We start from the raw sequence: 18,920 nt of genomic DNA on the forward strand, positions 1-18,920 counted from the left end.
TAATTAAAGGATTTGTTATTCCCGGTTGTGCCGCCTTTTCTATTTTTGCGAGAAGGACAATAAATTCGGCGCCAGCTAGCGCATTGTGCCAGATGCGCTAGGAGAGAACCCGAGAGTGACATGGACATCGCCCCTCAGGCTACGGTCGAGAGTTGCAGGCCGTTCTGTTGAGACGGCAAGCGCCTCTTTACACGACGAATGCTAAACGAGGCTCACCGCCGCCCGATGTACCGAGGATCAGGCGGAATGTTGTTCCCAATACCAGGCCACATACATTTTCTTTTTGTCGTGCCGGCGGCTTTTCAGGAGGGCGCGGATGGACCGCACATCCGCCTTTTCGCAGGCGACCCAGACGAAGGTCTCGTCATCGACGGAGGCGATCGCCTTCTTGGCTTCCTCTGCAAGAATGCCTTTGGCTCCAGCCGGATAACTCCGCCGATGCAGCCAGCGGACTTCCAATAAACCCGCCGACGGAAGCGGCTGTTCCTCCGCTTCATCCAGCACTTCGATGATGGCCTGCATCCGGGTGCCCGGCGTCACCTCGGCCGCAATTCGGGCGATGGCGGGAAGAGCACTTTCGTCGCCGACCAGAAGAATGGACTGTGCCGCCGGAAGGCTTCCGCCTCCAGGCCCGAGCAGCGCTACTTTTTCTCCGGGCTGCACGTCGCGGGCGAAGTCGGCTCCAGGTGTCGCCACAGGGGACGATGGATGCTGCAGGAAGTCGATCCACAATTCCCGGCGTTCGATATCGACGGCGCGGATCGTGTAAATGCGAACCAGAAGTTCGTCTTCTCCCTCGGGCCAGGCGACGCGCCCGTCTTGGCGGATTCCCGGCCAGACCGGCGGCCTGCCCTTCGGGGGAACCAGAAGGCGGACGTGCATGTCGCCACCGACGAACGGCGCGATATCGGCGCAAGCAAACTTCACCCGCCGCATTTGAGGGGTGACATCCTCCGCCGAGACGACCGTCACCTCGTGGATGTTCGGCAGCACCGCGAGGGACGAATGCTCGGACCACGTCAATTCAAAAGGATCTTCCCCTGCAAAGTAGAACAGGTGCTCCGCAATCATCGTTCGATTCAGTTGCAACGCCGCTTCCGACTCGCATGCCAGTTCGATTAGGAGCTTGCTGTCTGCCAGCCGAATGCTCGTCGTGCTGTTCTTGCTCTTCAGCAGGGCGTGGTCCTTGCTCCGCTGCACGTCGGCATGCTCGATGAAGTGCTCACAGATTTCGTCGAGCATGCGTTCGGCATCCTTTGGCAATGCGACGCCGGACAATTTGAGCGACTGAACTGCATTCATGACCGATTCTCCTTTAGATTCTGCCCCTCCGCCATCCGATGGCGGCCGATCGGCAGCATGATCGGCCGGCCCGATGTGGGGTCGGTAATGACGCGGCTCTCGAGCCCGAAGACCTGCCGCACGTTCTTTTCCGTCAATACGTCCTCGGGCCTGCCGGCGACATGCACCCGCCCCTCGGCTATCGCGACGAGGTAATCCGCATAACGCGCCGCGAGATTGAGATCGTGCAGGACCATGACGACGGTGGTTCCCCGCGCGTGGTTGAGATCGGTCAGCAGATCGAGAACTTCGACCTGGTGATTGATGTCGAGAAAGGTCGTCGGTTCGTCGAGCAGCAGAACATCCGTCTGCTGTGCCAGCGCCATGGCGATCCAGACGCGCTGGCGCTGCCCACCTGAAAGCTCGTCCACCGGCCGCTCGGCAAGCTCGACGGTTCTGGTCACCGTCAGCGCGCTCTCGACGGCTTCGTCGTCCTTGCGCGTCCAGCGTGAAAACAGGCCTTGATGCGGATGCCGCCCGCGGCTGACGAGATCGGCGACGGTAATGCCCTCCGGCGCGATCGGCGACTGGGGAAGTAGCCCCAGTGTCCGGGCCAGCTCCCGGGATGGGATACGATGGATCGATTTGCCGTCCAGCAACACATGCCCCTGGCTGGGCGAGATGAGCCGGGACATGGTGCGCAAGAGCGTGGACTTGCCGCAGGCATTGGCGCCGACGACAGCGGTAATCTTGCCGGGCGGCACCGTAAGATCCAGCGCGTGCAAAATTTCGGCATCGTTATAACCGGCCGAAAGCCGGCTCGCGGTCAGAGAATGAACAGTCATAGCGAACCTCCCATCCGGTTGGCGCGCACGATCTGATAGATCAGATAGGGCGCGCCGAGTGCTCCGGTCACCACACCCACCGGATAACGGCTTGGCAGAAGGAATTGACCGACATAGTCCCCGCCCAGGACGAGTATCGCCCCGATCAATGCCGCCGGTATCAGCAACGATCCGTTACGTCCGATGACCCGGGCGGCGATCGGTCCGGACAGGAAGGCGACAAAGGCGATCGGCCCCGCCACCGCCGTCGCGGATGCGATCATCCCGACCGCCGCAACCATGACCAGCATTCGGGTCCTTGCCACCTTGACCCCCAAGGCCGCAGCCATGTCGTCGCCCAGGCGAAGTGCCTCCAGGTCGCGCCCCCGGCTGAGCAGAAGTCCGCCAAATGTGACCAGCACTAGGAGAAGCGGAAGCGCCTGGCCGAGCTGCGCGCCGTTGACGCTGCCGGTCAGCCAGCGCATGGCCTCCTGCAGGTTCCAGGCCGGAGCGCTGGAGAGGATATAGGCGACGACGCTTTCCAGCATGGCCGAGACGCCATTCCCGACGAGAATGAGCCGGGTCCCCGCAACCCCGTTGCGGAATGACAATGCGTAGATCAGCAGCGCCACGGCAAGGCCGGCGCCAACCGCCAGGACCGAAACGATCGGCCCGCTCAATGACAGGACAACGATGGCAAACACGGCCGCAGCACTTGCGCCCGAAGTGATGCCAATGATGTCCGGGCTGGCCAGCGGATTGCGCAGCATGAGCTGGAACGTGACGCCGCCGAGCCCAAAGGCCAGTCCGGCGAGAACGGAAAGGACCGAGCGCGGCAGCCGCAGCTTGCCGACCGTAAAGGCAGCACCTGCGACATCCTCCCCGAGCAGGACGCGCATGACGTCCCCGGGCGGCGTGAAGGACTGGCCGAGCGACAGGGTCACCGCAAAAAGAATGACGAGGACAGCCAATAAAATGGTTGTCACGAGAACATGCCGGCGCGTGCGCCGGCGGCGATTTTCAACGATGAGACCAATAGTTGGGGAAAGCACTGTCACAGTTCTCGAACCCGCTGCCGCCTGACGATCCAGATGAAGAACGGAGCCCCGACGAGGGCCGTGATAATTCCAACGTCGATTTCGGCAGGTCTGGTGGCGATACGCCCGACGACATCCGCCGCCAGCAGCAGGCAAGCGCCGCCAAGCGCGGAAAACGGCAGCAACCACCGATGATCGATCCCGACCAGCAGACGGCAGGCATGCGGTACGACCAGTCCCAGAAAGCCGATTGGCCCGCAGACTGCCGTTGTTGCCCCACACAGGAGAATGGCACCAAGCGAGGCGACAGCGCGGGCCACGGCGACGTGTTCCCCGAGCCCTGCCGCGACATCATCGCCCAAAGCCAGTGAATTCAGCTTTCGCGCCGACAGAAGGCTAACCACGAAACCGGCGGCAAGAAACGGCAGGACCGGAACAATGCGCTCGAAGGTCGCGCCGCCCACGCCGCCGATCTGCCAGGAGCGGATGCCGCCCGCGATATCGGCGCGCGGCAACACCACGGCAATCACCATGGAGGAGAAGGCAACCGACGTTGCGGCTCCGGCCAGCGCCAGCTTCAACGGCGTCGCCCCGCCGCGCCCGAGCGATCCTATCGTGTAGACGAAAACCGCCGAACACCCGGCTCCGAGGATCGCAGCCCAGATATAACCCTGCGCGGAGGACATATCGAACAAGACCACGCCGGTCACGACGGCCAGCGATGCCCCCATATTGACGCCGAGAATGCCCGGATCGGCGAGAGGATTGCGGGTCACGCCCTGCATGATCGCCCCGGCAAGCCCGAGCGCGGCTCCAGCAAGTACGGCAAGCACGGTCCTCGGGATACGCACGCTCACTGCTGCCTGCCCGATGCTGTCGATCCGCCCCGCGAGTGCCGCGACGATATCGCTCCAGGCCACCTCACGGGTGCCGACCGTGACGGAGAGCGCACAGAGAGCGGAAAGGGTGAGGACCAATCCGGCTAGCCAGAGACCGCGGGTCCGGTTCGAACGTCGAGAGACGAGCGACCGAGAGAACGATCGTATGCTGCCGGCCGTCATTTGGATTTTCTGGCCGCGTCCGCAAGCAGATCCACATAGTCCTTCAAGACCCATGAGATCGAAAGCGGTGTCGGATTTGCCGCCGTGCCGATCGGGTTACGGCCGAGCATGACAAGAGCGCCCTTGTCCACGGCCGGCATTCTCGACATCAAGGGGTTCGCCGCCAGCGCATCAAGCAGTTTCCGGTTTCCATAGGTGACGACGATATCCACGTCGTCGAAGACATCGATGCGCTCGGCACTGACGGAGCCTGCGAATTTCCCGGACTTCGAAGCCTCGACGACGCTCCTGGGCGATTTCAGGCCAAGATCCTCGAAGAACCTCACCCGGGTATCGTTCGTCGTATAGAAGTTGACGGTGCTCAGGTCAGTCGCATCGAGATGAGTAATGAACATCGCGGATTTACCCCGGAGTTCAGGGTGCCCACCAACCACCTTGGCGATGTGGGCTTCGATCCTGACGATCAATGCGTCGCCTTCGGAGGCCATGACCATGCCTGCGCTGTTCAAGCGGATCATGTCACGCCAGTCGGTCGACCAGGGCGCTTCGGGATAGGCGACGACCGGGGCGATCTGGCTCAAAGTATCGTAATCCGATTGGCTCAAGCCGGAATAGGACGCCAGGATTACATCGGGCCTGGTGGCGGCGACAGCCTCGAAATCGATGCCGTCCCCTTCATCGAAAAGCACCGGCTTGGCGGCGTGAAGCGCTGCCAGCCTTTCGGCTACCCAGGGCAATATCCCATCGCCGTCGTCGTCGCCGAAATTGGCCCTGGCGAAGCCGACGGGCACGACACCGAGCGCCAGCGGCACTTCATGGTTTGCCCAGGCGACGGTCGCAATTCTTTCAGGCTTCTTGGCGATGATCGTCGTGCCAAACGCGTGCTTGATGGTGACGGGATAGGTTGTTCCTTCGGCAGCCCGGGCGCCTGCCCCGGCGCTGCCGAACGCAACAATCCAGATGGCTATCGCCGCCATTTTCACGGCCGAAACCAGTAACCGCAGCATCATCAAACTCCGCAGACCTTAAGTGGACTTTCACTTTCAGGTTAAGAGAGCCACGTCAACCGCCCCCCAGGCCTGCACCGACAAGAGCACTGAGATTTCCGTGGGATCCTACAAAGCACGGAGAATTTACAATACTGGACAAACATGCTCAAGTTAATAGCCATCCCGGGGTATATCAGACCAAGCCATTGCGGCCGCATGACCGGGGGGTAATCCCTCGCGGGCGGGTTGCGCGGATGTCGTTCGGGATGGTTCCCCCAGACCTGGCATCAGTCTCGGCGATCTCCCGCCTAATCAACTTCTGGAACGTGAATATGGACAACGAAAGAACAAGCGCTCGTTCGAGACCGGCCCTTATCCGCTACCGGAATGCGGCCCTTCTGGCTTGCACGGCGCTTGTCGCCTTCACGCCGACCGTCGTGCTTGGCCAGGAAAATTCGAACGCCGATACGACACTCGCACCGATCGTCATCCAGGGCAGCGGCGCTGGCCTCGATACCGACAACGATTCGAAGTCGATCGTCGCGACGAAGACGACCGGCGTCGGCAAGATGCCGGCGGATATTCTGGAAACGCCCGCGTCCGTCTCCGTCATCACGTCCAAGGAAGTCCGGGAGCGCGGTGCGGACAGCATCGAGCAGGTCGTGCAATATACCGCCGGCGTGGTCACGGACTATTACGGTTCGGACGACCGTTACGACTATTTCAAGATCCGCGGTTTCACGCCCTTTACATATCGCGACGGGCTAGTCATCGGCAGAACCTGGAGCGGGATCCGGGAAGAACCCTTTGCCTTCGAGCGCATCGAGGTACTGAAGGGCGCCAACTCCACGGGCTTCGGGGTTTCCGATCCCGGCGGTTCGGTGAACTATGTCACCAAGCGGCCGAAGAGCGAACGTTTCGGCGAGATTTACGGCACCGGCGGTTCCTTCGGCCACAAGGAGACCGGTTTCGACTTCGGCGACAATATCACCGAGGATGACACCCTCTCATACCGCCTGACCGGCAAGTTGCAGCGGTCGGACGCCGAGTACGACTACTCGCAGGATGACGAAAACTTCATCATGGGTGGCCTGACCTGGCGCCCCACGGCTGCGACGAGCCTCTCATTCGTCTTCGATCATCTCGACAAGGACGGCACACCCAGCAGCGGCGGCCATCCGAGGGGGACGAATCTCGACAGGGATCGCTTCTTCGGCGAGCCGGACTACAACTACGATACGACGAACAGGAACACCTACAGTGTCACGCTCGACCACGATTTCGGGAATGGCCTGACCTTCAACGCCAACGCGCGCTACAGCAAGTCGGATACCGGATTCGGTTATGCCTATATCTACGATGCGCTGGGTGCTAACGATCCCACGGGCATGGTTGACCGAAATTACTTCGGCAGCGACAAGTCATCCGAACAATTCATCGTCGATGCGCATCTGCTCTACGAGACGAATTTTAACGATGTGGAAAGCCGTACGCTGCTCGGCGTCGAGTATAACAAGTTCGAGTCGAAGAATGACAGCTTCTACACCGCTGCTCCGGCCATAAACTGGCAAAATCCGGTCTATTCGGGCGGACCCGGATCGCTGTCGCCGTACGCCAGCGTGGCCAGCGACCAAAAGACCAAGGCGATCTATCTGCAGCAGGATCTGACCTTTTTCGACAAGCTGACGGCGAGCATCGGCCTGCGCAACGATTGGCTTGACCTCAAGGAAACAGACCGGCTTACAGGCACCTCGGCGTCTGGCGACTTTAGCGAATTCACCAAGCGCTTCGGCCTGAGCTATAAGCTCACCGAGGAACTTGCGGCCTATGTCAGCTATGCCGAATCCGTCGCGCCGCCGAGCGCGGGTACCGAGCCGACGGTTGGCACGCAGTATGAAGCCGGCATCAAATATCGCCCGGATGCCTTCCCCGCCCTGTTCACCGCTTCCGTCTACGACCTGACGATGGAGAACATCACGACCTATGAAGCTCCGACGTACCTGCCGGCGACGGTCGACAAGATCCGCCATCGCGGTATCGATCTCGAGGGCAAGGCGGAGGTGACGAACAATATCAACCTCATCGCATCCTATTCCTATATCGACTCAAAGATCGTCGAGAACGGCGGCTCCTACGATGGCAAGCGCTTCGCGCAGGTTCCGGAGCACCTGGCTTCGATCTGGGGCACTTATACGATAGAAGGCGACGGAAGCCGCGGCGATATGACCTTCGGGCTGGGGGCTCGTTATACGGGTTCGTATTACTTCGACAACGCAAATAGCCGAAAATCGGACGGCGCCATCGTCTTCGATGCCGCCTTTACCTACAAGATCCAGGAGAACACAACGCTCCAGGTCAATGCCAGCAATCTGTTTGACGAAAAGCATATCGCCAACGATGACGGCGGCGCCTATTATTACAATCCCGGTCGAGCAATCTATGCGACGCTGCGCCAGACGTGGTGATCCTCCGGTCCTAGGACAAAAAGTCCCGCGGCAAGGCCGCGAGACTTCTTGAGGCGCTGGACCGGGAGGGATTTGGTCAGGCAGCCTGAACCTTGCGGCCGGTGCGGGCCCAGGCCGGCAGCCAGTCGCCGTGAGCGGCAAGCAGTTCATCTGTCATCGCCCAGATTTGGTCGAGATCGAGTTCCGCTGCCGTATGCGGGTCCATCATTGCAGCGTGATAGATGTGCTCGCGGTTCTCGGTCATCAGTGCTTGAACCGTCAACTCCTGGACGTTGATGTTGGTGCGGATCAGCGCCGTGAGCTGCGGCGGCAGGTCGCCGATGAAGGTCGGCTGGATGCCCGACGCGTCGACCAGGCAGGGAACCTCGGCTGCGCAATTGTCGGGCAGCGAAGTGATGCAGCCATTGTTGCGCACGTTGCCGTAGATGACGGAGGGTTCGCCGGTCCAGACCGAATTGATGATCGACGATGCATATTCCTTCGACTGCGCGACCTCGATCTTGTCGGCTGAACGATAGGCCTCCGCCTGCCCCTTCCAGCGCGCGATCTGCTCAATGCAGCGCTTCGGATATTCGTCGAGAGGGATGCCGAATTTCTCGATCAGGTCCTCGCGGCCTTCCTTGATGAAGTAAGGCGTGTACTCGGCGAAATGCTCCGAGCTCTCCGTGACGAAATAGCCGAGGCGGGTCACCATCTCGTAGCGCACCTTGTTCGGGCAGCGCGGGTTCCAGCCGGGCTTGGGCGCGCGGCCTTCACGGTAGGCACGGACCAGATCCGGATAGAGATCTTTGTAGGAGCCATCCGCCTGGCGATGCTCGAACTTCAGATAGAAGGCCATGTGGTTGATGCCGGCCGAGCGGTAGCGGATCTCCTCGTAGGGAATATCGAGGTCGTGCGCCAATTCCATTGCCGTGCCCTGCACCGAGTGGCAGAGGCCGACCTGCTTGATCGCGGGATATTTCTCCGAAATCGCCCAGATGTTGATCGCCATCGGGTTGACATATTGCAGCATGATCGCCTCGGGGCAAACGGCGAGCATGTCCTCGCAGATCTTCCACAGATGCGGCACGGTGCGCAGGCCACGCATGATGCCGCCGATGCCGAGCGTGTCGGCGATCGTCTGGCGCAGGCCGAACTTCTTGGGGACCTCGAAGTCGGTCACCGTGCAGGGTTCGTAACCGCCGATCTGGAAGGCCACAACGACAAAGTCGGCGCCCGCCAACGCCTTGCGCTGGTCGGAATAGGTCTCGGCTTTCGCCTTGGCGCCGAGTGTTGAAATCAGCTTGTTGACGACGATCGCGCTTTCTTCGAGACGCTGCGGATTGATGTCCATCAGGGCGAAGGTGGCGCCCGACAGCGCCGGGCGCTGCAGGACGTCGCCGATGATGTTCTTCATGAAAACGGTCGAGCCTGCTCCGATAAATGCGATCCTGGGATTTCGTGCCATTATAACCTCCGGCATTCGGCAATCATTATGCTACCTCGAAAGCGGCCTTGACGAGCCGTTCGGTGTAGGCGGTCTTGGGGTGGGATAGAACTTCGTCGACGGGACCCTCTTCGATGATCTTGCCGTGCTGCATGACAATGACCCGGTGGCAGAGGGCACGCACGACCTTCAGATCGTGCGAGATGAAAAGGTAGCTGAGGCCCCGCTCGTCCTGCAGCTTGCGCAAGAGTTCGATGATCTGCGCCTGAACCGAGAGATCGAGAGCCGAGGTGGGTTCGTCGAGCAGGATGAATTCAGGCTCGAGCGCGATGGCTCGGGCAATGGCTACACGCTGCCGCTGGCCGCCCGAAAACTCGTGCGGGAAACGCGACAGGATGTTGCCCGGCATACCAGCCGCGATGAGCGCCTCGCGCACGCGGTCGAGACGTTCGGCCTTCGTCGCACCGAGCTTGTTGACGACAAGCCCCTCCTCGATGATTTGGCCAATCGTCATGCGCGGATTGAGCGACGAGAACGGATCCTGGAAGACCACCTGCATGCGCGAGCGCAACGGCCGCATTTCGACGCGCGAACGGCCGTGGATCGGCTGCCGGTCGAAATAGATCTCGCCGTTGTCGGTGTCGTTCAGCCGCAGAAGCGCCTGTCCGAACGTTGTCTTGCCCGAACCGGACTCGCCGACGATTCCAAGCGTTTCATGGCGGCGAAGCGTCAGATCGAGGCTGTCGACCGCAACAAGCTCCTTCAGCTCCGGCTTGAAGAAGGTGCCATGGCGCAGCATGAAGGAGACGCGCACCCCCTTGGCGTCGAGAATGACGTCACAGCCCTCCGGCAGCGGATTGGCCTGGCCGCGGGGCTCTGAGGCGAGCAGGTGCTTGGTATAGGTATGCTGCGGATTGGCGAAGAGCTTTTCGGTGATGTTGTGCTCGCACATCTCGCCATGCTGCATGACATAGACATAATCGGAGAACTGCCGCACGACGGTCAGGTCGTGGGTGATCAGGATCACCGCCATCCGCAATTCCTTCTGGAGATTGCGGATAAGGTTGAGGATTTGCGCCTGCACGGTGACGTCGAGTGCCGTCGTCGGCTCGTCGGCGATCAGCACGTCCGGATTGTTCGACAGCGCCATGGCGATCATCACGCGCTGGCGCTGACCGCCGGAGAGCTGATGCGGATATTGCCGCAGGCGCGCTTCCGGATCGGGAATCTGCACATGCCTCAGCAGTTCAAGCGCACGGGCCTCGGCCTGTTTCCGGCTCATCCGGCGATGCACGCGAATGGCTTCAATGATCTGGCTGCCGATCGTGTAGATCGGGTTCAGCGAGCTCATCGGCTCCTGGAAGATCATTGAGATACGATCGCCGCGCAGCTTGCGGCGCTCACGTTCGGAGAATTTCAGGATGTTGGCGCCGTCATAGGCGACCGTCGATTGCGGCGAGACCACGGCGCGCTTCGACAGCAGCCCCATGACGGTGCGCGCGGTTACCGACTTGCCCGATCCGGATTCGCCGACGATGGCGATCGTCTCGCCGCGGTAGAGCTGGAAGGAGATATCCTTCACGGCCTCCACCGTGCCGTGCTCGACCTTGAAGTTCACGGCGACGTTGCGGGCATCGATGACCGGCTGTTCCGTGCGGCCGGCATGATCGAGGCGGATGGGCGGGGCGAAGCTGTTGACGAGTGCGAGAGCCATCTGGACCACCTCAATAAGGATCGACTGCGTCGCGCAGCCCGTCGCCGAGCGCATTGAACGCAAAAACCGTAATGAGCACGAAGCCGACCGGCGCCAGTATCCAGGGATAGGTGCCGATCACGGAATAGTTTGCCGTATCCTGCAGCATCAGTCCCCAGGAGATCAGCGGCGGCTTCACGGCGAAACCGAGGAAGCCGAGGAAGGATTCGAGCAGCACGACGCTCGGGATATGCAGCGTGACGGCGACGATGACGTGGCTCATGACGTTCGGAAAGATGTGCTGGAAGATGATCCGCCGGTCGGTCGCGCCAACGGCCATGGCCGCCCGGACATAGTCGATGCGGGCGAGCGCCAGTGTCTTGCCGCGCACCTCGCGCGACATCTGCGCCCAGCCGAGCGCCGACATCACGACGATGACGAAGCCGAGGAAAACGTTGGTCGGCGCCGTCACCGGGATGAGCGAGGTCAGCGCCAGATAGAGCGGCAGCTGCGGAAAGGCGAGGACGATTTCGACGAAGCGCTGCACCCAGGTATCGAACGAACCGCCGAAATAGCCGGATACCATGCCGACCGTGGTGCCGATCACCGTGACGATGAAGACGACGGTGAGTGCGATCGTCAGAGAAATCCGCGAGCCGATGATGCCGCGCGACAGCACGTCGCGGCCGAACTTGTCGGTGCCGAGGAAATGCACCGGCTGGCCGGTGGTGGAACCGAAGAAATGGCGGTTCGTCGGGATCAGTCCGAACAGCCTGTACTCGGCGCCCGCCACGAAGAAGCCGAGACGGTTAGGGTTGTCGTAGTCGGGACCGACGACCGGCTGAAAGGTCACGGGGTCGAGCTCCGCGGACTCGGTCTGTCCATAGACGCGCGGCTGGAAGACGATGTTGCCGTCCTTGTCGTGGAAGCTCATTATCTGCGGCGGGGCAAAGCCCACATCCGTCGCCTTCGGATCCATCGGCGCGAAGAACTCAGCGAAGATCGCCATGATCAGCAGCAATCCCACGAGGATGAGGCCGATCATTCCGGTCCAGGAGCGCCGCAGCCGGCGCCAGACGAGCGCCATGTAGCTTTCATTGCCGTGCGGCGCGTTCTTGGCCGTCTGTTCGAGGGACATCTGCCCGTGGGGCAATGGCGGGGAGGAGTCGAAGGCGAGCATATCAGGCTCCTCCGTAGGCACGGACGCGCGGGTCGAGCATCGCCAGCAGCATGTCGGCGATGATGTTGCCGACAATGAGCGTGGCGGAAAGCACCATCATGAAGGTCGCCGTCACATAGACGTCGCCGACGGCCATCGAGCCGACAATCGCCGGCCCGACGGTCGGCAGCGAAAAGATGATCGCCGTCTCGATCTCGCCGGTCAGCATGTAGGGAAGCACGACGCCCTGATACATGACGAGCGGGTGCAGGGCATTGGGCACGGCATGGCGCATGACGACCGCACCGCCTGAAAGCCCCTTGGCCTTTGCCGTCTCGACATATTGGGCGTTCAGCGTATCGAGCAGATTGCCGCGCATGACGCGCATGTTGTAGGCGAGCCCGCCGAAGGTGGCGATGGCGACGACCGGCCAGACGTGTTTGACAAGGTCGGCGAATTTCGCCCAGGACCACGGCGCACCGCCATATTGCGGCGAGAAGAAGCTGCCGATTTCGGAAACGTTGAGCTGGAAGACGAGCAGGTAGACGATGATCAGCGCCATCAGGAAGCGCGGCACCGTCATGCCGAGAAATGAGATGCCGGACAGCAGGCTGTCGATCCAGGAATATTGCCGGGTTGCCGCCCAGATGCCGAAGCCGATGCCGAGCACCGACGCAAGGATGTGGCAGACGAGCGCCAGGAGCAGCGTGCGCGGCAGGCGTTCGCCGACGACGTCGGCCACCGGCTTGTTGTAGAACATGCTGTAGCCGAAATCGCCCTGTGTAACGATGCCCTTGATCCAGTTGAAGTACTGGATGACCATCGGTTGATCGAGGCCATGGGCGATGCGGTAGGCCCGAGCCTGTTCGTCGGCCTGTGCGAAGGACGCGCCGCTCTGGTTGATCAGCTGCGAGCGGATGTAATCGGCATAGTCACCGGGCGGCGCCTGGATGATCGCGAAGGTCACGATGCTCAGAATGATCAGGACGGGGATCGCGGACGCTATGCGCACGAGCAGGAATCGTAACATCGGACGGTTCGCTTCTCCTTGCCGCCAGTCGCGCCTGTCGGTGCGGCCGGCTTGTTGATCTTGCCCGGCCGCGCTTCACGCGCGGCCGGAATCCTCGGTTGGGAGGGGAGCTCTCAGTTGATCGGGCCCTTTTCGCCCGGCTTGCCGGGCAGCCTTTCGGGAAACAGCTCATATTTGCCTTGCTTGTCGGCAGCGACCCACAGGCGCTCACGGATGACGGAGTCCTCGGCCCAGTTGAACATGAAGATCGGAGTTCCTTCCGGCACGTTCGAGAAGCGCTTGTTGATGATCAACGCACCAGGATATTCCGTCAGTCCGACCGTATCGACATTCTCGGTTGCGACCTTCTGGTACTGCTTCATCAGGTCGACGCGCTGGTTGTTGTCCTGGCTAGTCTGGAACTTGGCGACGATAGCCACCAGCTTTTCTTCGTAGGGCATCAGGTCCAGTTTGCCGTCCTTGCCGGCGCGGTGGTGCCAGCTCGTGCGCGGACCGACAGGTGCAAGCTGCTCGGTGTTTTGAACCACGGAGGCAAGTTCCGGCATGTTGCGCTGGATCAGCCAGTCGAAACGGCCGCTATAGTGAGCGTCGTCGCGCTTCGGACCATCGAGCGCATTGAGGATGACCTTGACCCCGAGCTTTTCCATCTGGCCGATGACGCCTTCCGCGAGGCTCTTGTCCGTCGCGTAGCCGTTGTTGACCAGAAGGACGATCTCGACGTCCTTGCCGCCGACGGTTCCGGCGGGGAAGTTCACGAAACCGTCGCCGTCGGTATCCTTGAGGCCGGCCTTCGCCAGCAGCGCCTTGGCGCCATTCAGATCGAAGGGGTAATAGACCACCGAGTTGCGGTCGTAGAAACTGGTGCCCGAGGACAGGCCACCCGGATAGATCGCGGTAAACGGACCCTTGACCAGCGAATCGCCGATCGCCTTGCGGTCGAGGCCCATGGTGATCGCCTTGCGGAAATCCTCGTTGCGGTTCAGCTCGCGAACGGCCTGGCCGCGCGCGTCTGGCTCGCCCCAGCCGTTACCGGACAGGTTCATGCGCATGTTGTAGCCAATCAGGCGCGGGCCGAAGGCAAGACGTGCCGGGGCGGTCTTCTCGGCGGCGCGCTTCAGCGATGCCACGAAATTTTCCGGCTGCTCGAGATTGGAAATGTCGCCGGATCCGGCAACGGCCTGTACGTCACGGTCGGCCCAGGTCGACAGCTTGTAATGCAGTTCGTTCAGATAAGGGAGTTGATTGCCCTTCTCGTCGACCTTCCAGTAATACGGATTGCGGCGCATCACGATGATGTCGTCCGGACGGTATTCGACCGGCACCCAGCCGCCCATTACCGGCATGTTCAAAAATTCCGGCGGGAACGCATTCTTGAACTGATCGTAGGTGTTTTTCGAATATTTCGGATGCTGCGGCTTCAGGATATGCGACGGGCCCGGGCAGAAGCCCGGATAGGCCATCGTATAGAGATATTGTTTGGGGAAAGCCTCCTTGAAGGTCCACTCGACGGTATAGTCATCGATCTTCTGAAGTGTTGTCCCCTGGCCGAACGCTTCCGGCGATGCGCCGCCGCCGAGCGGGGAGACATTCGGGTCGATGACCTCGTCTTCCCAGTAAAACATGATGTCGTCGGTATTGAAGGGAACGCCGTCGGACCATTTCGCGCCTTCGACCAGATGCATGGTGAGCTTATGGCCGTCCTTGGACCAGTCCCAGCTCCTGGCAAGGTTCGGCAGCGGCTCGGTATCCTTGGCTTCCACCTGGAAGAGCGGCGCAGTGCGCGTCAGGCACTCGGACAGGCCGATATCGATGCCGCCCCAGCCCTGGGTCTGGCCGGCGCCATAGTTCCACCCTTCAGGCCGGCCGCCGATGACATGCCGCAGGGTATCGCCATACACGCCGGGGCCATCCACCATGTTCTCCGTCTTGAAGACGAGCGGCACCTTGGGCAGGCGGTCCTTAACGGGCGGCAGCTTGCCGCTGTCGACGAAGTTCTTCGTCACCCAATCGGGCTCGTGATAGGTGGGGAGTGCCTTGAACTCTTCAATGGAATCCCTGGACACGTATTTAATCTTGCCTTCCGCCGGGAACTGCGCCGGAACGGGCGGAGCAGCGGGCTCGGAGGCATAGGCGCTCAAAGCCGAGACCGAGACGCTCAGCGCCAGTCCGGCAAGACTGCCAAGGTTGCGGAAATTTGTCATCGTTTCTCCCTCTTGTTGCGGAGCACTTCGCAATACCCCGGTTCTCCTCAAACGATCCGGATGCGGGCTTGCGGCGACAGGCTCCCTCCCGGAGCCCCATCGCCACCCGTCCTCCCGAACTCTCAGACGGCCTGCTTGAGCGCCGCCTTTTCGGCGCGCAACTCGTCGATCGAGCGGACGTTGCGGCGTGCCGCCCCGGCCCAATCGCGGGTCTTCACCGTCGATTTGGCCAGCCGCTCTTTGGCCGCAGGAATGGCATCGGCATATTGCGGCAACCAACCGGCCTGGGCGACGACCATCTCATCGACCATCTGCCAGACTTCTTCCGGAGTTGAGATGGCGCCAACCAGGGGATCGTGCAGGACGGCCAGCTTCAGGAGGTCGATATCGCCACCGATGGCTGCATGCACCGACATGCGCTGCACGTTGATCGAGGCGATGCAGGTCGCTGCGCAGGCTTCCGGGATCGTGATGCCGGAGACCATATTGATACCGAAGCGGTCGACAAAACCGGGCGACTCGACAATCGCATCGGCCGGCAGGTTGGTGATGATGCCGTTGTTCTTGACGTTGAAGTGGCCGCGATAGACGCGGTTGGTTTCAAGCGCTTCGAGAATATGGCTCGCATGCTCGTTCGAGCGCTTGGACGGATCGATCGGTTTTTCGGCCGAGGCGAGGAACTGCGGGAATTCCGTTTCAAACCAGTTGCGCGTTTCCGTCGAGTGCCTGAGGTACCCGCCGGTCTCGCCATGGATCCAGTCGGACATGTCGATCCATTTGGTGATCTCTTCCGGCCGCTTGCGATACCAGGGCAGGTATTCGGACAGGTGGCCGTTGCTCTCCGTCGAATACACGCCGAAGCGCTTCAGGACGTCGATGCGCAGCTTTTCCTGCTGCGAGAAAACCGGGTGCGCCTCGAAGGCGGCGACGAGTTCGTCCTTGCCGATCTTTCGGCCGTTGAGGCGCAGATCGATGAACCATGTCTGATGATTGATGCCCGAGCAGATATAGTCGAGTTCGGAGCGCGACTTGGCGCCGAGAACCTCGGCGATCTGTTCTGCCCCATGCTGGACACCATGGCAGAGACCGACGGTATCGACCTTCCCGTATTCGATCGCAGCCCAGGTGTTCATCGCCATCGGGTTCGCGTAGTTCAGGAATTTCGCGCCCGGTTCGGCGACTTCGCGGATGTCCTTGCAGAAATCGAGGATCACGGGGATGTTGCGCTGGCCGTAGAGAATGCCGCCGGCGCAGATCGTATCCCCGACGCACTGGTCGATACCGTATTTGAGCGGGATGCGGATGTCGTCCGCATAAGCTTCCAGGCCGCCGACGCGAACGCAGCTGATGATGTAGCGGGCACCCGTCAGCGCCTCGCGACGGTTGATGGTTGCCGTCACCCTGGTCGGAAGCCGGTTGGATTCGACGATCTTGTCGAGGATCGCCTTGATCATCTGGAGGTTATGCTCGTTCATGTCGGTGAGCGCGAATTCGATATCCCTGAATTCGGGAACGCACAGGATGTCGGTGAACAGCTTTTTCGTGAAGCCGACGCTGCCGGCGCCAATGATAGCGATTTTGAAGCTCATGATCCTGACCTCGATGCGATGAAAATGCCGGCGTTGGGGATGAGAAGAAGAATAGCCGCCGGGCTTGCGCGCTGCGCCAAAAAAGGCCAGAAATCCGGCTTATTCCCCTCCCCGCCGTTCCTCGATGCTGGCGGTGTTCTCTCTCTCGGGGGCAGATTATGCGCAAATTCGGCGGGGCCGCCAGAGAAGGATTATGCTTTCATGGGTAATTCTATGCTGCGGGATTTAATCGAGCGGGGGCCGGTCATGCGGACCGTTTCGTTGCCGCGGGGCCGGCAGACTTTGCACACGATGCCGACCAGCACCGGCTACGAGATCCGCACGGATGCAGCCTACGATTGGGATGGACGCAAGCGCGGCCAGACCCCGTTTACTGTGCTCCAGCACACCATTGGCGGCGCCGGCAACCTCAGATACGACAACCGGGAGCTGCGAGTGAAGGAAGGCGAAACCCTGTTGGTTCTCGTCCCGCATAACCATCGTTATTGGCTGGAGGATGGCGGCCGATGGGAGTTCTTCTGGATCTCGATGAATGGCGACGAAGCGCTTCGCATTCACCGCTCCGTCCTTGCGGTGACCGGCCCGATCCTCAAGCTGCAGCCGCGCACCATCGAGCATCTGGCCGATTGCAGCCTGCGTCTCATCAATGGCGCGGAGACCCCGGGCCGTGCGTCGGCCATCGCCTACGAAGCGGCGATGGCGCTCTATGACGACGTCTTCGGTTCACATCCCATCTTCAGCGAGGAATACCGGACGATGCAGCATGTCATCGGCCACATCACGAGCAATCTTGAACATCCGCTGCCGGTCGAGGAGCTAGCCAAGGTCGCGGGCCTCAGCCGAGCGCATTTCTCACGCATCTTCGCCGCCAGCGAAGGCGTTCCGCCGGCCGAATTCGTTCTGCAAAAACGCCTGGAGCGCGCCATCAAGCTTTTGACCAAGACCGACGGCATGCCGGTGAAGGAGGTGGCAATCCGCTCGGGCTTCCGGGACGCAAACTACTTCTCCAAGGTCTTCCGCCGTGTCTACGGCACCAACCCTACCGAATTCCGCACGACCGGCATGTATGCGAGCGTCGGCAGGGGCACTGACACCATATTGCGGCGGTGACCGCCGACCCGCTGCGGCGACCATTCGCGCAGAACTCGTAGAGCAGGATGCCGCGGATGGTAAAAATCACCCTTGGCGGGTCTCAGACGACATGGAGAACTGGTCCGGGTGCCAATACTTCTGGTTATGCGTGCAATGCTGCCGTGAGCCAGGCAACGGCTCTGTCACTGGCAACCGTTCGTCGTGCCCTGAGTGGCAGCAGGATATTATATCGCCCGTCAGCCTTGTAAGTCAGATCATGCAGCGCGACCAATGTTCCGGCATCAAGAAAAGCCTGAACGAGCGCGCGCCAGCCGAGTGCTACCCCCTGGCCATTACATGCAGCGAATATCGTTTCGGTATAATGACTGAATCTCAGGGACGGCTTGAAATCGAAGGATGCTCCGATCTGGTCAAGCCATTGAGCCCACGAGAACCACAACGGGTCGGAACTGTGAGTTTCGATATACTCGTCTGTCGATGATAAAGGGCCTGGTTGTCTGCGTTTGAGATAATCAGGCGAACATACGGGCGTTATGAAATCGTCTTTTGACGCAATAACTGTTCCATCGTTAAAGGGCGGTATTCCATAACGAATGGCAATGTTTACCTCACCACTATCGAGATCGATTTTTTCATCCTGGGATACGACACGCACCTGGATCCCGGGGTTTTGGGAACGGAAGTCGGCCAGACGCGGAAGCAGCCAGAAAGACGAAAACGCGATCGTCGCGCCGATTGTGACGACATCCTGACCGGACGTTTTGATCGCCTCGACCGTCTCCGCAATATTGGAAAGGCTCTGCGCCAGCGACGCCCCCAGAATGCGGCACGCAGGCGTAGGTTCGATTGCGCGATGTTTTCGCACAAACATTGGCTGTCCCAATTCTTCCTCAAGCAAAGCAATCTGCCGGCTTACGGCCGCCTGAGTGACGCCAAGTTCGGTCGCGGCCGCGGTAAAGCTCTTTCTGCGCAAAACTGCTTCAAGCATCAGCAGCGCGGTCAAGGATGGGAGTCGTTTACGAAACTGCATGCTCCCGCCCTCAATCCATTACTTTTCATTATGCCAACGTAAC

Annotated in this window: 14 protein-coding genes; 2 read left to right on the top strand and 12 right to left on the bottom strand. The window is 60.8% G+C overall.

All coding sequences use genetic code 11. The features are described from left to right. Positions 1–237 precede the first annotated feature (237 nt). Genes AC1DLT_RS03485 through AC1DLT_RS03505 form a run of 5 tightly spaced genes read right to left on the bottom strand, consistent with a single transcriptional unit; the run spans position 238 to position 5,180 of the window. Positions 238–1,302 carry a DUF2218 domain-containing protein gene (locus AC1DLT_RS03485; RefSeq protein ID WP_477485873.1) on the bottom strand — a complete coding sequence of 355 codons (1,065 nt, stop codon included), beginning with the start codon at positions 1,300–1,302 and terminating at the stop codon, positions 238–240. Then, positions 1,299–2,126, bottom strand: a complete 828-nt coding sequence (locus AC1DLT_RS03490) for an ABC transporter ATP-binding protein (protein ID WP_477485874.1) — start codon at positions 2,124–2,126, stop codon at positions 1,299–1,301. Before AC1DLT_RS03490 ends, AC1DLT_RS03485 begins: the two co-directional genes overlap by 4 nt. Then, on the bottom strand, positions 2,123–3,157 hold the full coding sequence (locus AC1DLT_RS03495; protein WP_477485875.1) for a FecCD family ABC transporter permease: 1,035 nt from the start codon (positions 3,155–3,157) through the stop codon (positions 2,123–2,125). The genes AC1DLT_RS03490 and AC1DLT_RS03495 overlap by 4 nt, the downstream gene beginning before the upstream one ends. 2 nt (positions 3,158–3,159) lie before the next feature. Continuing rightward, positions 3,160–4,203 (bottom strand): FecCD family ABC transporter permease, encoded by a 1,044-nt coding sequence (locus tag AC1DLT_RS03500; protein ID WP_477485876.1) that lies wholly within the window; start codon positions 4,201–4,203, stop codon positions 3,160–3,162. Continuing rightward, positions 4,200–5,180 (bottom strand): ABC transporter substrate-binding protein, encoded by a 981-nt coding sequence (locus AC1DLT_RS03505; RefSeq protein WP_477485991.1) that lies wholly within the window; start codon positions 5,178–5,180, stop codon positions 4,200–4,202. The genes AC1DLT_RS03500 and AC1DLT_RS03505 overlap by 4 nt, the downstream gene beginning before the upstream one ends. A gap of 344 nt (positions 5,181–5,524) precedes the next feature. Here AC1DLT_RS03505 and AC1DLT_RS03510 point away from each other — a divergent pair, with 344 nt between their 5' ends. Next, positions 5,525–7,657: a TonB-dependent siderophore receptor gene (locus AC1DLT_RS03510; protein WP_477485877.1), complete on the top strand. Its 2,133-nt coding sequence runs from the start codon at positions 5,525–5,527 to the stop codon at positions 7,655–7,657. Between the two features lie 76 nt (positions 7,658–7,733). Here AC1DLT_RS03510 and melA (AC1DLT_RS03515) read toward each other — a convergent pair whose 3' ends face one another. The 6 genes from melA (AC1DLT_RS03515) to melA (AC1DLT_RS03540) all read right to left on the bottom strand — a co-directional run bounded on the left by melA (AC1DLT_RS03515) (position 7,734) and on the right by melA (AC1DLT_RS03540) (position 16,755). Further along, positions 7,734–9,104, bottom strand: a complete 1,371-nt coding sequence (gene melA, locus AC1DLT_RS03515; protein WP_477485878.1) for an alpha-galactosidase — start codon at positions 9,102–9,104, stop codon at positions 7,734–7,736. A 25-nt stretch (positions 9,105–9,129) separates the two neighbouring features. After that, positions 9,130–10,797, bottom strand: a complete 1,668-nt coding sequence (locus AC1DLT_RS03520; RefSeq protein ID WP_477485879.1) for an ABC transporter ATP-binding protein — start codon at positions 10,795–10,797, stop codon at positions 9,130–9,132. A 10-nt stretch (positions 10,798–10,807) separates the two neighbouring features. Continuing rightward, positions 10,808–11,956, bottom strand: a complete 1,149-nt coding sequence (locus tag AC1DLT_RS03525; RefSeq protein WP_477485880.1) for an ABC transporter permease — start codon at positions 11,954–11,956, stop codon at positions 10,808–10,810. Between the two features lies 1 nt (position 11,957). Beyond that, entirely contained in the window at positions 11,958–12,965 is a 1,008-nt protein-coding gene (locus tag AC1DLT_RS03530; RefSeq protein ID WP_477485881.1) for an ABC transporter permease, read from the bottom strand. A 113-nt stretch (positions 12,966–13,078) separates the two neighbouring features. Beyond that, a complete protein-coding gene (locus tag AC1DLT_RS03535) occupies positions 13,079–15,166 on the bottom strand; it encodes an ABC transporter substrate-binding protein (RefSeq protein ID WP_477485882.1) in 2,088 nt (695 codons plus the stop codon). A gap of 122 nt (positions 15,167–15,288) precedes the next feature. Further along, positions 15,289–16,755: an alpha-galactosidase gene (gene melA / locus AC1DLT_RS03540; protein ID WP_477485883.1), complete on the bottom strand. Its 1,467-nt coding sequence runs from the start codon at positions 16,753–16,755 to the stop codon at positions 15,289–15,291. 201 nt (positions 16,756–16,956) lie between these two features. Here melA (AC1DLT_RS03540) and AC1DLT_RS03545 point away from each other — a divergent pair, with 201 nt between their 5' ends. Beyond that, a complete protein-coding gene (locus AC1DLT_RS03545; RefSeq protein ID WP_477485884.1) occupies positions 16,957–17,865 on the top strand; it encodes an AraC family ligand binding domain-containing protein in 909 nt (302 codons plus the stop codon). A 124-nt stretch (positions 17,866–17,989) separates the two neighbouring features. Here the strand turns inward: AC1DLT_RS03545 and AC1DLT_RS03550 are convergent, their stop codons facing one another. Continuing rightward, entirely contained in the window at positions 17,990–18,877 is an 888-nt protein-coding gene (locus AC1DLT_RS03550; RefSeq protein ID WP_477485885.1) for a LysR substrate-binding domain-containing protein, read from the bottom strand. Between the last annotated feature and the right edge of the window lie 43 nt (positions 18,878–18,920).

This window comes from Neorhizobium sp. 05N33, from assembly GCF_056397445.1.

Bases quoted from the DNA above. Each gene is read 5' to 3' on its own strand.
- AC1DLT_RS03510 (WP_477485877.1), top strand. From the start codon at position 5,525: ATGGACAACGAAAGAACAAGCGCTCGTTCGAGACCGGCCCTTATCCGC.
- AC1DLT_RS03520 (WP_477485879.1), bottom strand. From the start codon at position 10,797: ATGGCTCTCGCACTCGTCAACAGCTTCGCCCCGCCCATCCGCCTCGAT.
- AC1DLT_RS03545 (WP_477485884.1), top strand. From the start codon at position 16,957: ATGGGTAATTCTATGCTGCGGGATTTAATCGAGCGGGGGCCGGTCATG.
- melA (WP_477485883.1), bottom strand. From the start codon at position 16,755: ATGAGCTTCAAAATCGCTATCATTGGCGCCGGCAGCGTCGGCTTCACG.
- AC1DLT_RS03505 (WP_477485991.1), bottom strand. From the start codon at position 5,180: ATGGCGGCGATAGCCATCTGGATTGTTGCGTTCGGCAGCGCCGGGGCA.
- AC1DLT_RS03485 (WP_477485873.1), bottom strand. From the start codon at position 1,302: ATGAATGCAGTTCAGTCGCTCAAATTGTCCGGCGTCGCATTGCCAAAG.
- AC1DLT_RS03550 (WP_477485885.1), bottom strand. From the start codon at position 18,877: ATGCAGTTTCGTAAACGACTCCCATCCTTGACCGCGCTGCTGATGCTT.
- AC1DLT_RS03530 (WP_477485881.1), bottom strand. From the start codon at position 12,965: ATGTTACGATTCCTGCTCGTGCGCATAGCGTCCGCGATCCCCGTCCTG.
- AC1DLT_RS03525 (WP_477485880.1), bottom strand. From the start codon at position 11,956: ATGCTCGCCTTCGACTCCTCCCCGCCATTGCCCCACGGGCAGATGTCC.
- AC1DLT_RS03490 (WP_477485874.1), bottom strand. From the start codon at position 2,126: ATGACTGTTCATTCTCTGACCGCGAGCCGGCTTTCGGCCGGTTATAAC.
- AC1DLT_RS03500 (WP_477485876.1), bottom strand. From the start codon at position 4,203: ATGACGGCCGGCAGCATACGATCGTTCTCTCGGTCGCTCGTCTCTCGA.
- AC1DLT_RS03535 (WP_477485882.1), bottom strand. From the start codon at position 15,166: ATGACAAATTTCCGCAACCTTGGCAGTCTTGCCGGACTGGCGCTGAGC.
- melA (WP_477485878.1), bottom strand. From the start codon at position 9,104: ATGGCACGAAATCCCAGGATCGCATTTATCGGAGCAGGCTCGACCGTT.